The sequence below is a fragment of the Serratia sp. CY32780 genome, assembly GCF_052169135.1.
In the GTDB taxonomy this organism is placed as follows: Bacteria; Pseudomonadota; Gammaproteobacteria; order Enterobacterales; family Enterobacteriaceae; genus Serratia; species Serratia sarumanii.
Map to the genome: position 1 here is coordinate 17,633 of NZ_JBJNLI010000004.1, position 13,709 is coordinate 31,341.

The 13,709-nt window shown below is 62.1% G+C and carries 13 protein-coding genes; 3 read left to right on the plus strand and 10 right to left on the minus strand.

Going from position 1 to position 13,709, the window contains the following annotated elements:
- Positions 1-5: 5 nt before the first annotated feature.
- From ubiE to udp, 5 genes are all read right to left on the minus strand, one after another.
- Positions 6-761 (minus strand): bifunctional demethylmenaquinone methyltransferase/2-methoxy-6-polyprenyl-1,4-benzoquinol methylase UbiE, encoded by a 756-nt coding sequence (gene ubiE / locus ACJ8HH_RS17875; RefSeq protein WP_025304918.1) that lies wholly within the window; start codon positions 759-761, stop codon positions 6-8.
- A 78-nt stretch (positions 762-839) separates the two neighbouring features.
- A complete protein-coding gene (gene rmuC, locus ACJ8HH_RS17880) occupies positions 840-2,387 on the minus strand; it encodes a DNA recombination protein RmuC (RefSeq protein WP_060452001.1) in 1,548 nt (515 codons plus the stop codon).
- Positions 2,388-2,527: 140 nt separating this feature from the next.
- Positions 2,528-3,058: a DedA family protein gene (locus tag ACJ8HH_RS17885; protein ID WP_033649669.1), complete on the minus strand. Its 531-nt coding sequence runs from the start codon at positions 3,056-3,058 to the stop codon at positions 2,528-2,530.
- 79 nt (positions 3,059-3,137) lie between these two features.
- The gene (locus tag ACJ8HH_RS17890; RefSeq protein WP_033636699.1) at positions 3,138-3,920 is read right to left on the minus strand and encodes a tyrosine-protein phosphatase; all 783 of its coding nucleotides are present in this window, start codon (positions 3,918-3,920) and stop codon (positions 3,138-3,140) included.
- Positions 3,921-4,050: 130 nt separating this feature from the next.
- Positions 4,051-4,812, minus strand: a complete 762-nt coding sequence (gene udp, locus ACJ8HH_RS17895; RefSeq protein WP_004934432.1) for a uridine phosphorylase — start codon at positions 4,810-4,812, stop codon at positions 4,051-4,053.
- A gap of 489 nt (positions 4,813-5,301) precedes the next feature.
- Here udp and ACJ8HH_RS17900 point away from each other — a divergent pair, with 489 nt between their 5' ends.
- Positions 5,302-6,129: a dienelactone hydrolase family protein gene (locus tag ACJ8HH_RS17900; protein WP_060457243.1), complete on the plus strand. Its 828-nt coding sequence runs from the start codon at positions 5,302-5,304 to the stop codon at positions 6,127-6,129.
- An 84-nt stretch (positions 6,130-6,213) separates the two neighbouring features.
- On the opposite strand, the gene metE is transcribed toward ACJ8HH_RS17900, so the two are convergent.
- Positions 6,214-8,502 (minus strand): 5-methyltetrahydropteroyltriglutamate--homocysteine S-methyltransferase, encoded by a 2,289-nt coding sequence (gene metE, locus ACJ8HH_RS17905; protein WP_080281320.1) that lies wholly within the window; start codon positions 8,500-8,502, stop codon positions 6,214-6,216.
- Between the two features lie 90 nt (positions 8,503-8,592).
- On the opposite strand from metE, the gene metR reads away from it, so the two are divergent.
- Entirely contained in the window at positions 8,593-9,537 is a 945-nt protein-coding gene (gene metR / locus ACJ8HH_RS17910; protein WP_033649667.1) for an HTH-type transcriptional regulator MetR, read from the plus strand.
- A gap of 22 nt (positions 9,538-9,559) precedes the next feature.
- Here the strand turns inward: metR and ACJ8HH_RS17915 are convergent, their stop codons facing one another.
- Positions 9,560-10,420 (minus strand): carboxylate/amino acid/amine transporter, encoded by an 861-nt coding sequence (locus ACJ8HH_RS17915; protein WP_033649666.1) that lies wholly within the window; start codon positions 10,418-10,420, stop codon positions 9,560-9,562.
- A gap of 151 nt (positions 10,421-10,571) precedes the next feature.
- Here ACJ8HH_RS17915 and ACJ8HH_RS17920 point away from each other — a divergent pair, with 151 nt between their 5' ends.
- Positions 10,572-10,901 carry a hypothetical protein gene (locus ACJ8HH_RS17920; protein WP_033649665.1) on the plus strand — a complete coding sequence of 110 codons (330 nt, stop codon included), beginning with the start codon at positions 10,572-10,574 and terminating at the stop codon, positions 10,899-10,901.
- Here ACJ8HH_RS17920 and ACJ8HH_RS17925 read toward each other — a convergent pair.
- From ACJ8HH_RS17925 to ACJ8HH_RS17935, 3 genes are read right to left on the minus strand one after another with little or no spacing between them, the layout of a single operon-like run.
- Entirely contained in the window at positions 10,882-11,838 is a 957-nt protein-coding gene (locus tag ACJ8HH_RS17925) for an AEC family transporter (protein WP_060426717.1), read from the minus strand. The two genes, ACJ8HH_RS17920 and ACJ8HH_RS17925, sit on opposite strands and share 20 nt — an antisense overlap.
- Before the next feature lie 60 nt (positions 11,839-11,898).
- Entirely contained in the window at positions 11,899-12,636 is a 738-nt protein-coding gene (gene ugpQ / locus ACJ8HH_RS17930; protein WP_033649663.1) for a glycerophosphodiester phosphodiesterase, read from the minus strand.
- Entirely contained in the window at positions 12,636-13,706 is a 1,071-nt protein-coding gene (locus ACJ8HH_RS17935; protein WP_033649662.1) for a sn-glycerol-3-phosphate import ATP-binding protein UgpC, read from the minus strand. Before ACJ8HH_RS17935 ends, ugpQ begins: the two co-directional genes overlap by 1 nt.
- Between the last annotated feature and the right edge of the window lie 3 nt (positions 13,707-13,709).

Here is a 13,709-nt window from a genome sequence, read left to right on the forward strand (position 1 = left end):
CCCTCTCAGAACTTGAAGCCGCGATGCAGGGCGACAATCCCACCGGTCAGGTTGAAATAGGTGACGTTTTCAAAACCGGCGTTGCCCATCATGCCCTTCAGGGTTTCCTGATCGGGGTGCATGCGGATCGATTCCGCCAGGTAGCGGTAGCTGTCCGGATCTTTCACCACCAGCTCGCCGATCTTCGGCAGCACGTGGAAGGAGTAGGCATCGTAAGCCTTGCTCAGCGGCGCCAGCAGCGGCTTGGAGAACTCCAGCACCAGCAGGCGGCCGCCCGGCTTGAGCACGCGGAACATCGAGCGCAGCGCTTTGTCTTTGTCGGTGACATTGCGCAGGCCGAAGGAGATGGTGATGCAATCGAAGTAATTGTCCGGGAACGGCAGCGCTTCGGCGTTGGCCTGCACGTAATTGATGTTGCCGACGATGCCGCGATCGCGCAGCTTCTCGCGCCCCATCTTCAGCATCGAATCGTTGATGTCCGCCAGCACCACCTGCCCCTGCTCGCCGACCATGCGGGAGAACTTGGCGGCCAGGTCGCCGGTACCGCCGGCCAGATCCAGCACGCGCTGCCCGCGGCGCACGCCGCTGCAGTCAATGGTGAAACGCTTCCAGATACGGTGGATGCCGAACGACATCAGGTCGTTCATCACGTCATACTTTGCCGCTACCGAATGAAAAACGTCCGCCACCATGGCCTGTTTTTCGTCTCTAGCGACGGTGCGAAAACCGAAATCGGTGGTTTCCTGCGGTTGATCTGCCATTGTCCTGCCTGCTATTCAGTCAATTTTGTGTGGATGAGTGTACCAGAAGCTCGGAGAATACCCCACCTCGCCACGGCCTCAGCCGTGCGAAACGAAGCCCGGTTCCCCGGCAGTATCGTCATCGTCTTTCGTCTGCGGCAGCGCGGCGACATCGTCGTCGTTCGCCTCTTCCGCTTCATCGTGTTGCGCGCCGGCTTGCTGCGCCAGCAGCGGGTTTATCGGCCGTTTGACCTCAACCCCCAGCGCGCGGAAACCTTCAATTTGGCCGATAAGATTACCACGGCCTTCGCTCAGTTTGTTCATCGCCTGACGATAACTGCCCTGCGCCTTGTCCAGGCTCTGCCCCAGCGCGGACATATCGTCCACGAACAGCCGCATCTTGTCATACAGTTTCGCCGCGCGATCGGCGATGCGCTGCGCGTTCTGGCTTTGATGCTCATAGCGCCACAGGTTGGTGATGGTGCGTAGCGCCACCAGCAACGTGGTCGGGCTGACCAGCATGATGTTGTGCTTGAGCGCTTCGCTGATCAGCTCCGGTTCGCGATCGATAGCCAGCAGGAAGGCGGGCTCGACCGGAATGAACATCAGCACATAGTCCAACGAGCGCAGCCCCGGCAGCTGCTGATAGTCCTTGCGGCCCAGCATGCGAATGTGGCCGCGCAGCGAGGCGATATGTTCGCTCAGCGCCGCTTCGCGCTCCACCTCGTCTTCACCGTTGAAATAGCGCTCGTAGGCGATCAGCGACATCTTGGCGTCGATCACCACGTCCTTGCCCTGCGGCAGGCGCACGATCACATCGGGCTGCATGCGGCTCTGGTGATCCACCCGCACGTTGACCTGCGTTTCATACTCGTGCCCTTCGCGCAGGCCGGAGGCCTCCAGCACCCGGCTCAGCACCACCTCGCCCCAGTTGCCCTGCGTCTTGTTGTCGCCTTTGAGCGCCTTGGTGAGGTTGATGGCTTCGCGCGCCATCTGCGCGTTCAACTGCTGCAGATTGCGTATCTCGTGCGTCAGCGTGTGGCGCTCCCGCGCCTCCTGGCCAAAACTGTCCTGCACCTGCCGGCGGAACCCGTCCAGCTGTTCACGCAGCGGCAACAGCAACCGATCCAAACTTTGCTTATTTTGCTCGTCCACCTTGCGGCCGCTGTGTTCAAAAATGCGGTTGGCGAGGTTTTCAAACTGGGTGGTGAGGCGCTGTTCGCTGTTGATAAGCAGGCGCTGCTTCTCTTCCGCCGCCATGCGCGTCTCTTCCAGACGGATGGTGACTTCGCGCAGCTCGGCCTCCTGCGCGCTGTTGACCTCGCGCTGGGCGCGCAGCTCCTGATTAAGCAGTTCACATTCGTTGCGCCAATGGTTGAGCTGTTGCAGCTTTTCATGCCCGGCCGCCAACTGGCTGTGCAGGTTGCGTAGCTCCAGCTCGCTCTGCCGCAGCTGCTGCTCGTGGCGCTGCAGAGCCTCTTGCCGCGCCGCCGTTTCCTGCTGCGCCTGCTGCAACGCTTGCTCCAGCAACCGCAGTTCGGTTTCATGTTGCGCATTCGTCTGCTGCACCCGCAGACTGGCGATCAGCCCCCCCAACAGCATGCCGATCGCTACGCCGCCAATCCCATAAATCAGACTGGTATCCACCCTGCCTCCTGTTGCACCTTGCCGTTCCGGCGTTTCGCACGCCCATTGCCCGTCACGTTAAGGGGAGGCTGTATGGATGTCCAGCCTGATTTTGCCCGCCGAGCACAATATTGCGCGGCGCTGCGCAATTTAGCGAGAAATCAGCCCAGCCACTGGCTGAGCCACTTGATGCCGAATGCCCCCGGCGCCAGAATGCCGAACGCCCAGATCATCGCCGACGTGACGTTGGCTAACTGGAAATAACGCTGCGGCATGCCGCAAATGCCGCCCACCAGCGGCACCACGGCGCGCAGCGGGCCGAAGAAGCGGCCGATGAAAATGCCCAGCACGCCCCAGCGTTCAAAGAATGCGTGGCCGCGCACCAGCAGCTGCGGATTGCGCGACAGCGGCCACATATGGGCCACGCGATCCTGATAGTGATAGCCGATCCAGTAAGAGAGCCAGTCGCCGAAAAACGCCCCGACGGCGGCGGCGGCCCAAATCGGCCAAAAGGCGATGCCGCTTTCGCCGATCAGCGCGCCCAGCGCCAGCAGGATCACCGTGGCCGGCAGCAGCAGCGACAAAAACGCCAGCGACTCGCCGAACGCCAGGAAGAAGATGATGGGAATGGCCCAGCCTTCGTGCTGACGCACGACGTCGCTGACCCAGTTGATAACGTCATTGAGGCTCAATGCGGGGCTCCTGATACGCGATAATTCGCCGCCTAGGATAGGCCGGGGCGAGTTAAACCCCGGCTAAACGCTCGGCGATTTACTCGAGGTAGAACGCCTGCAGCGCTTCGCGCTGGGCTGCGCCCAGGCCGTATTCCGCTTCCAGCCAGCGATCGGTGGAACCGTATTGCTGACGGATGCAGCCCAGCGCCGTCATCAGGAACTCCTCGCGCGCGCTGAGCACGTAGGCGAATTGCTCCAGCGCCGCTGCATTCAGCTTGATAGACAGCTGATCCAGCATCTGCTCGCGGAAAGTGGCCAGCGTGGTTTCGGTCAGCAGATAGTCTTCCAGCACCGTCGCTTCGTCGGCCCCCAGCGCGAACAGCACCAGTGCCGAACCGACCCCGGTGCGATCCTTGCCGACCGCGCAGTGCTGCACGATGGCGCCGCCGCCAGGATTGCTCAACAGCTGCGCCAGCCGCTGATAGGCCGCATTGCCGAACGGCAGGCGGCGATACAGCTCCAGCATGAACGCGCGGGCGTCGAAGGCGGCCAGCGTCTCGTTGGTGAGCTTCTCCAGGTTGGCGTTGACTTCGCTGCTCAGCGGGTTGGCCGGCACGTGGTGATAGTCGGCGCCACTCCACAGAATATCCGGCTTGGCCTGCACCTCGTCGGCATCACGGTAGTCCAGCACCGAGCGCACCGGCACGCCGGCGAGAAAGGCGCAGTCGTTTTCCGTCAGCCGCTCGAGGGAACCGGAGCGGAACAGCAGGCCGCGCTTGATGCGGCGCCCGTCGGCCACACCGTTGCCGCCGAAGTCGCGGAAATTGATGCCGCCGTCGAGCGGCGCGAGCGAAGGATGAAGCAGGATCTGGGCGGTCATAAACGTCCTCGTTGTTTTTGTTATGACAACGCGCGGCGGCCATCGGCGCAGCGCTGAGGAGTATCACCGTAACAGATTCGCCGCGAATGGAAAAACGGGCCGCGTCGGCGGCCCGTTGGGGGAAAGGCGATTACAGCAGGCGGCGGGCGGCGTCCACCACGATCTGCACCGCTTTGCTTTCGGTGTTTTTCATGGTCTCGGCGTTCGGGATCTCTTGCTGGGTGCGGTTGACGATCACCCCGGCCACCATGCCGGCACGCAGGCCCTGGCTGGCGCACATGGTCAGCAGCGTGGCGGATTCCATTTCATAGTTCATCACGCCCATCGCCTGCCACTCTTCCATCGAGCCTTTGAAGCGGCTGACCACACGGCCGGAGTAAGTGTCGTAACGCTCCTGGCCCGGATAGAAGGTATCGGAGGAGGCGGTCACGCCGATGTGCGTGGTGGCACCGCTGGCCTTGGCCGCTTCCACCAGCGCGGTGGTGCAGGCGAAGTCCGCGACCGCCGGGAACTCCATCGGCGCGAAGTGCAGGCTGGCGCCGTCGAGGCGTACCGCCGCCGTGGTGACCAGCACGTCACCGACGTTGATGTTTGCCTGAATGGCGCCGGTGGTGCCGATGCGCAGGAAGGTGCGAATGCCCAGCTGCGCCAGCTCTTCCACCGCGATAGAGGTAGACGGGCCGCCGATACCGGTAGAGCAGACGATCACCGCCTTGCCGTCCAGCTCCGCGCGCCAGGTAGTGAATTCACGATGGGAGGCCAGATGCACCGGATTTTCCATCAGCTTGGCAATCTTCTCTACGCGCTGCGGATCGCCCGGGACGATGGCAAGCTGGGCCCCTTGTAAATCGTTCTTGGTGAGGCCGAGATGAAAAACGTCAGACTGAGACATACGAGACTCCTCATGGATCATGTTTATTGGGAGGAACAAAAAAGCACTCTACTGAAAATCGCCGCTTAATTTCGTGACGACAATCACTATGAAAAGAGAAACAAATTACATGCTACATATTTTTTGTGATTTTTATCACAAAAAAAAGAACTATGACGCATCCAGAACGCGCCGCTAAACCTCAGTCTAGCCGACAAACTCGGCTGCTCCTCGCCCGTTGGTTGCCGGCTGAAACTATTTAGCTCATCAATCCGAAATAACCCCAACTTATCGGTTGCTTAGGGACAAAAAAGCCCTCTAACGCACCTTATGGCACTTACGCGGGGCAAAACGCGTAATAACATGATAAAAAGCGCTTAAAAATGCCGCAAAGCCAGATAATTAGCCGTTTTTTATCGACTTGTCCGAAAGTGCGTCACGCAGCGCCAATAATGGGTAATCTTTCCTATAGTTAATCTCAGCGCTTTTTTCTATTGCACGGAGACCGCAATGAAAACCGAACATGTGATGACATTAGAACAGGCTCAGGGGGGATTCGCCCCGGCCGCCGCGCCATTGGCCGCCTCCGCGATTATCACCGACGAACAGGGCATTCACGCCGGGCAAACGACCATCCCTTCCCAAGGCGATGCGCTGCCGGCCTACGTCGCCAAACCCGCCGACCAGAGCGGCCCTTTCCCCATCGTGCTGGTGGTGCAGGAAATCTTCGGCGTCCATGAACATATTCAGGATCTGTGCCGCCGCCTGGCCAAGCAGGGCTATCTGGCGATCGCGCCCGAGCTCTATTTCCGCCAGGGCGACGCCAACGACTACACCGATATCGGCGAGCTGTTCCAGCAGTTGGTGACCAAGGTGCCGGATCGTCAGGTGCTGTCGGATCTGGATCACGCCGCGCACTGGGCTATTCGCCACGGCGGCGACGCCGGCAAGCTGGCGATCACCGGTTTTTGCTGGGGCGGCCGCATCACCTGGCTGTACGCGGCGCATAACCCGCAGTTGAAGGCGGCGGTCGCCTGGTACGGCAAACTGGTCGGCGAGAAAACGCTGAACTCGCCAAAGCATCCGGTCGATGTCGCCACCCACCTGTCGGCACCGGTGTTGGGGCTGTATGGCGGGCAAGACAGCGGCATCCCGCTGGAGACGGTGGAAACCATGCGTCAGGCGATCCGCGCCGCCAACGCCGAGGCCGAAATCGTGGTGTATCCCGAGGTCGGGCATGCGTTCAACGCCGATTATCGTCCCAGCTACAACGCCGAAGCGGCGGAGGACGGCTGGCAGCGCATGCTGGCGTGGTTTGCCCAGCACGGCGTCAACTAATTTCCCCCGCATAAAAAAGGGCGCCGAAGCGCCCAATCATCACACCAGTAAATCTATAAGCGGCGGTTTATCCGCCGCACGACATCACGCTTGCTCGCGCAGGCGCTGTGCCGCCAATACCATGTTGGCCAGCGACTGCCGGGTTTCCGGCCAGCCGCGGGTTTTCAGGCCGCAATCCGGGTTAACCCACAGGCGTTCCGCCGGGATGTTCTGCGCCGCTTTACGCAGCAGCGCTTCAATCCATTCCACGCTCGGCACGTTCGGCGAGTGGATATCGTAGACGCCCGGCCCGATTTCGTTCGGGTATTCGAACTCTTTGAAGGCTTCCAGCAGATCCATATCGGAACGCGAGGTCTCGATGGTGATCACGTCGGCGTCCAGCGCGGCGATGGAGTCCATGATGTCGTTGAACTCGCAGTAACACATGTGGGTGTGGATCTGGGTGTCGTCCCGCGCCACGGCGGCGTTCAGTTTGAAGGCGTCCACCGCCCAGTTCAGATACGCCGCCCAGTCGGATTGGCGCAGCGGCAGCCCTTCGCGTAGCGCGGGTTCGTCGATCTGGATGATGCCGATGCCGGCTTTTTCCAGATCTTCCACCTCATCGCGCAGCGCCAGCGCAATCTGCTTGGCAATCACTTCGCGGGTCACGTCTTCACGCGGGAACGACCAGCACAGGATGGTCACCGGCCCGGTCAACATGCCTTTCACCGGCTTGTCGGTCAGCGACTGGGCGAATTTGGCCCATTCGACGGTGATGGCTTCCGGGCGGCTGACGTCACCGATGATCACCGGCGGCTTCACGCAGCGGGAGCCGTAGCTCTGCACCCAGCCATTCTGGGTAAACACGAAGCCGTCCAGGTTCTCGCCGAAATACTCCACCATATCGTTGCGCTCGGCTTCACCGTGCACCAGCACGTCCAGTCCGAGGCGCTCCTGCTCGACGATCGCCTGTTTGATGTGCTCACCGATGCTGGTGCGGTAGTTGTTGCCGTCCAAACGGCCCTGTTTGAAGTCCAGACGCAGGCCACGGATCTCGGTGGTCTGCGGGAACGAACCGATGGTGGTGGTCGGCCAGGCCGGCAGGTTGAAACGTTCGCGCTGCGCCCTGGCGCGCTCGGCGTAAGCGCTGTGGCGTTCGCTGTCCTGCGCGGTGATCGCCGCCAGGCGGCGCTCGACCTGTGGGTTGTGCACGCGGCTCGACTGACGGCGGGCGCGGATCGGCGCGCTGTAGGCGTCCAGTTCGGCCCGTTTCGTCGCGTCAGGCGCGTTCAGCGCCGAGCTCAACAGCGCCAGCTCGGCGCATTTTTGCAGCGCGAAGGCGAACCAGCTTTTCACTTCTTCGTCCAGACGGCTTTCCACGCTCAGATCGATCGGGCTGTGCAGCAGTGAACAGGAGCTGCCGATCCACAGTGGGCGGCTGCCCACCAGCGGCTGCAGACGTTCGAACCAGCGGCTCAGATCGGCGCGCCAGACGTTGCGCCCGTTGATTACCCCCAGCGACAGCAGCCAGTCTTGCGGCAATGCGGCGCTCAGCGCGGCGATATCGTCATGGCCGGCGACCAGATCGACATGCAGCCCCTGCACCGGCAGCGTGCGGACGGTATCGAGGTTGTGGCCGACGCTGTCGAAATACGTGGTCAGCAGCAGCTTCACCTGCCCCTGCAGCGCGTCGTAAGCCGGTTTGAACGCATCCAGCCAGGCTTGCGGCAGTTCCAGCACCAGCGCAGGCTCATCAATTTGCACCCACTCGACGCCACGTTTCGCCAGCTCGGCCAGCACCTGTTGGTAAACCGGCAGGATGTCTTTCAGCAGCGACAGGCGGTCGAACGCCTCGCCCTTCACCTTACCCAGCCACAGATAGGTCACCGGGCCCAGCAGCACCGGCTTGATGCGATGGCCGAGCGCCAGCGCTTCGTCCACTTCGTCCAGCAACTGAGTCCAGCCCAGCTTGAACTGCTGGCCTTGCTGGAATTCGGGCACCATGTAGTGATAGTTGGTGTTGAACCATTTGGTCATTTCCGCCGCGGCCGCCGGCTCGCCGGTCGGTGCGCGGCCACGGCCGATGCGAAACAGCGTGTCCAGATCGATCGTGCCATCCGCATTCTGATGGCGCGCCGGCACGTTGCCCAGCAGCAGGCTGGTGGTCAACACATGATCGTACCAGGCGAAATCGCCGACCGGCACCAAATCCACCCCGGCCTGCTGTTGCTGTTGCCAATGACGAGCGCGCAGCTCGCGGCCAACCGCCAACAGCTCTTCCTGCGTTGAGTTGCCGGCCCAGTAGCTTTCCTGAGCTTTTTTCAGCTCACGTCGTAGCCCAACGCGAGGAAAACCCAGTGTGTGATTCAAAATTGCCATCGTCATATTCCCCATTTAGCCGTCCAGATGTTTACACATCCATAATCAGCAGGTACTGTATTAACCACAAGCGCAATTTATTCACTGTCAATGTGAAGGACTCTCATGATCGAACTGAAACATTTACGGACGCTGCAGGCCCTGCGCAACAGCGGTTCGTTGGCGGGGGCGGCGGCCCAACTTCATCAGACGCAGTCTGCCCTGTCGCACCAGTTCAGCGATCTTGAGCAACGTCTGGGCTTCAAGCTGTTCGTGCGCAAGAGCCAGCCCCTGCGCTTCACCGCCCAGGGCGAGATCCTGCTGCAGCTGGCGGAGCAGGTGCTGCCGCAGATCCAGCAGGCGCTGCAGGCCTGCCACGAGCCGCATCAGACCACGCTGCGCATCGCCATCGAATGCCACAGCTGCATTCAGTGGCTGACGCCGGCGCTGGACAACTTCCGCCGGCGTTTCCCGCAGGTGGTGATGGACTTTACTTCCGGCGTGACTTTCGATCCGCAGCCGGCCTTGCAACAGGGCGAGCTGGATCTGGTGATGACGTCGGATATTCTGCCGCGCAGCGGCCTGCACTATTCACCGATGTTTGATTTCGAGGTACGCCTGGTGCTGGCGCCGGATCATCCGCTGGCCGGCAAGCCGCACATCGAGCCGGAAGACTTGAGTGACGAAACGCTGTTGATTTACCCGGTGCAGCGCCAGCGGCTGGATATCTGGCGGCATTTTCTGCAGCCGGCGGGCGTTAGCCCGGCGTTGAAGAACGTCGATAACACGCTGCTGCTGATCCAGATGGTATCCGCGCGGATGGGGATTGCGGCGCTGCCGCACTGGGTGGTGGAAAGTTTCGAACAGCAGGGGCTGATAGTGACCAAAACCCTGGGTGACGGCCTGTGGAGCCGCCTGTATGCCGCCGTGCGCGACGGCGAACAGCGCCAGGCGGTGACCGAAGCCTTTATCCGCTCGGCCCGCCAGCACGCCTGCGATCATCTGCCGTTTGTGCGCGACGCGGCACGCCCTGGCGCCGCCGGCGCCAAAGCGTTGACGGCCGACGTATAAACGTGCCGGGTGGCCCGCCCGCTTAGCCGAGCCGTTTCGGCGCCACCCAGCGCCGGTGCACCCACAGCGAAGCGACGATCACCGCCCCGCCAATGATAAAGCTCGGCCAATGCGGCTGCTGTTGCCAGATGGCCAGGTTGACCAACAAACCGGCCGGCACATGCATGTTGTTCATGATGCCGAGCGTGCCGGCATCCACCTGCGTCGCACCATAGTTCCACATAAAGTAGCCCAGCCCCGATGCCACCACGCCCAGCCAGATCAACACGCCCCACTGCAGATTGGTGGTCGGCAGCTGCTGCGGATTGCCCCACAGGAACCAGGCCACCACCGCCACCACCGCCGCCCCCAGGTAGAACCAGGAAAATGCGGTGTGCTGCGGCAAGGGGTGCACCTCCATCAGGCGCTTATAGCCGACCATGCCGATGGCGAAGCTGATATTCGCCGCCTGCACCAACAGCAGCCCCCACCAAAAGTGTTCGCTCAGCTGGTGATAGCGGATGATCGCCGCGCCCAGCACCGCCAGCAGCGCGCTGAATACGTAGCCCCAACGCAGGCGTCGGCCGCTCAGCAAATCGTAGATCAAGGTGATGTACAGCGGCGTCAGCACGGTGAACAGCAGGAATTCGGGCACCGTCAGGTAGAGATAGGCGCGGAAGCTGAACAGGTACATGATGCCCAGTTGGAAAGCGCCCACCAGCATATACAGCAGGATCACCCTGGGCTTGATATTGCGCCAGCGCAGAAACGGCAGGAACACCAACGCCGCCAGACCGATGCGCACCAGCGCCGAGAACCCGCTGTCGACCTGGCCCGCCAGGTACTCGCCAATCAGGCTGAAAGAAAACGCCCACAGGATGGTGGTTATAACCAAAAGCAGCACGATGGGTTCACCCTAAAAAGACCGAAAGGGCGATTGTAACGGAAGATGCGCGCCGCGTTGGCGAAAAGGCGGTTTACATCTGAACAAAAGACAAACTACCGGCAAAATTTCACCGTTGGGTTAGGCTTAATAAAAAGGCGAGGTAACCATCATGAAAACTTCTCACATCCTGTTTGTTCTGCTGTGGCTGCCCGGCCTGGCTGCGGCGGCCAACGGCGTAACCGACCTGCGCTCACAGCAGCAGTTGCTCAACCAAAACAGCCAACAGGCTCAGCAACAGCGCCTGTTGAACAATCGGCAGATGGATCAACGCCGCCTGCAGCAGCAACGGCAGTTCGACAATCAACGGCAGCAGCTGTTGCAAACCACGCCGAACGGCGGGCAGCTGCTGCCCAACGGCAACCAGCCGCGCGATCCGTTCAATCGCACCGCGCCGGCGGTGCCGCAGGCGCCGATGCCGGCTACGCCCGCACGCCCATAACGGTGAGGATCAGCGGCGTAGTGATCGCCGCCAGCACGGTGGACATCACCAGGCTGGTGGCGGCCGGGCCGGTGAGCGTATTGAACTGGCGCGACATCAGGTAGACGTTCACCCCCACCGCCATCGAGCCCAGCAGCACCACAACCCGGGTCTCCATCGGCGGCAGATCCATCATCCAGGCCAGCAGCCAAATCACTAATGGCTGCACCAGCAGTTTCAGCACGCAGATGGCGCTGCTCAGCCGCCAGCCTTCGCCGATGCGGTACTCGGCAAGCCCCATGCCCAGCACCACCAGCGACAGCGGCGCTGCCACCTGGCCGAGCATGCTGATCGGCCGATCGACGAAGGCCGGCAGCGGCAGGCCGGTCAGGCTGAACAGGGTGCCGGACAGAATGCCGACGATCAGCGGATTGGTCAGCACGCTGCGCGCGGTTTTGGCGAAGCCGCTCAGCGTCGGCGAGCCGTTGCGCGCCCATTCGATCGACACCGTCACCAGCGTCCACAGGATCAGGCCGTTGAACACCAGTACCAGCGCCACCGACGGGATCGCCGCCTCCCCCAGCATCACGCTGGCGATCGGCAAGCCGAGCATCACGTTATTGGAGAAAATGCCGCCCAGCGCAAACACCGATCCGGCGACGCCATCCAGCCGAAAGAGGTGCCGGGCGACGAGACGGCCGAGCACGAACACGATCAGGCAACTGCCGAAAAACGCGATCAGCAGCCGGGCGTCAACCGCCGGGCGCTGCGAGAAGTCGCACATCATGCGAAACAGCATGGCGGGCAAGGCGAGGGAAAACACGAAGCGCGTCAGGCCATCGGTGATGCCGGCAGGCCATTTCCCCCAGCGAATCAGCCCATAACCCAACGCGATCAGCACAAACAGCGGTAAAGACAGCACGATCTGGTGCCACAGTGACATCATAAAGCCAGGCATCGCATTCCTTCCGGTGGTGCGGCGGCAAGGCTTGTCGTCGCGGGATTCATCGGCGCCGGATTAAAAATCCGGGCCGATCAAATCTATCCGGTCGGTGCAAATGCAGTCAACGCCCCAGTCGAGCAGCAGGCGCGCGCGATCCGGTTGGTTGACGGTATACACCAGAATGCGCAGCCCGGCGTCTTTCAACGCTTTTACCCGCTCGGCGGTCAGCGCTTTGTGATCGATATGCAGCGAGACGCAATCCAGGCGTTCGGTCAGCTCGCGCCAGTTGTCGTCCCAGTCCTCCAGCAGCAGGCCGCGCGGCAAATCCGGCACGGTGCGCTGCGCCGCCGCCAGCGCGTCCACCGAGAAGGAGGAAAGCAGCGGATCGGTCTGCCCTTGCCACAGCAGCCGCGCCGCCAGCGCCACCACCCGGCCGGTTTCATCGTCGCTGCCGGTGGTCGGTTTGATCTCGATATTGGCCATCAGGCCGTGTTCCTGGCAGCGTTCCGCCACCTCCGACAGCAGCGGCAGCCGCTCGCCCTTGAAGGCCGAGCTGTACCAGTTGCCGGCGTCCAGCTGCACCAGTTTGTCCCACGGCAGCTCGCCCGCCACGCCCCAGCCGTTGCTGGTGCGATCCAGCGTGTCGTCGTGCAGCAGGAAAATTTGCCCGTCCTGCGCCAGCTTGGCGTCGAACTCGATCATCTTGTGGCCGTGGCGCGCGCCAACGTCGATCGCCGCCAGGGTGTTTTCCGGCGCCAGAGAACCGCCGCCGCGGTGGGCGACAATATGAGGGTAAGGCCAATGTCTGGTCATCAATCCATCCGTAATCCGCTGTCGGTGTCAAAGAAGTGCAGCGCCTGAGCAGGCAGCTGCAAATATAGCGTACTGCCCGCCGCCGGCAAGGTTTCATGCGATAGCCGCACGATCACCCCGTGGCCGCCCCACTGGCCGTGCGCCAGATTATCGGCCCCCAGCAGCTCCAGCGTCTGCAGCTGCAGCGGCACGCCCTGGCCTTGCGCCACCAACTGAATATGCTCCGGCCGAATGCCCAACGTCAACGGCCGCCCCGCCCACTGCGGTTTGGCCACCGGCAACGGCAGCGCCATGCCGTCCGCCAGCAGCAGCTGGCCGCCGTCGGCGCTCAGGGTGCCTGGCAGCAGGTTCATCGCCGGCGATCCGATAAAGCCGGCGACGAACAGCGAAGCCGGCCGTTGGTACACTTCGCTCGGGGTGCCGATCTGCTCCGCCACGCCCTTGTTCATCACGATGACCCGCTGCGCCAACGTCATCGCCTCCACCTGATCGTGGGTCACGTACAGGCTGGTGGTTTTCAGACGACGATGCAGCTGTTGCAGCTCCAGGCGCATCTGCACCCGTAGCTTGGCGTCCAGGTTGGACAGCGGCTCATCGAACAGGAATACCGCCGGTTCGCGCACGATGGCGCGCCCCATCGCCACGCGCTGGCGCTGGCCGCCGGAAAGCTCGCGCGGTTTGCGTTTGAGCAGCGGCTCCAGCTCCAGGATCCGTGCCGCTTCTTCCACCCGCTGGCGGATATGATCCTTGCCGAAACCGCGGATCTTGAGGCCGTAGGCCATGTTGTCGTATACGCTCATGTGCGGATAAAGCGCGTAGTTCTGGAACACCATCGCGATGCCGCGATCCTTGGGCTCCAGATCGGTCACGCGCCGGGTATCGATATAGATATCACCACTGGTGGTGCGTTCCAGCCCGGCCACCATCCGCAGCAGCGTGGATTTGCCGCAGCCGGACGGGCCGACCATCACGATGAATTCGCCGTCCGCCACGTCGAGGTCGATCTGTTTGATCACCGGCGTTTTACCGTCGTAAGACTTGGTGACCGCCTGTAGTTTTAATCCTGCCATCGT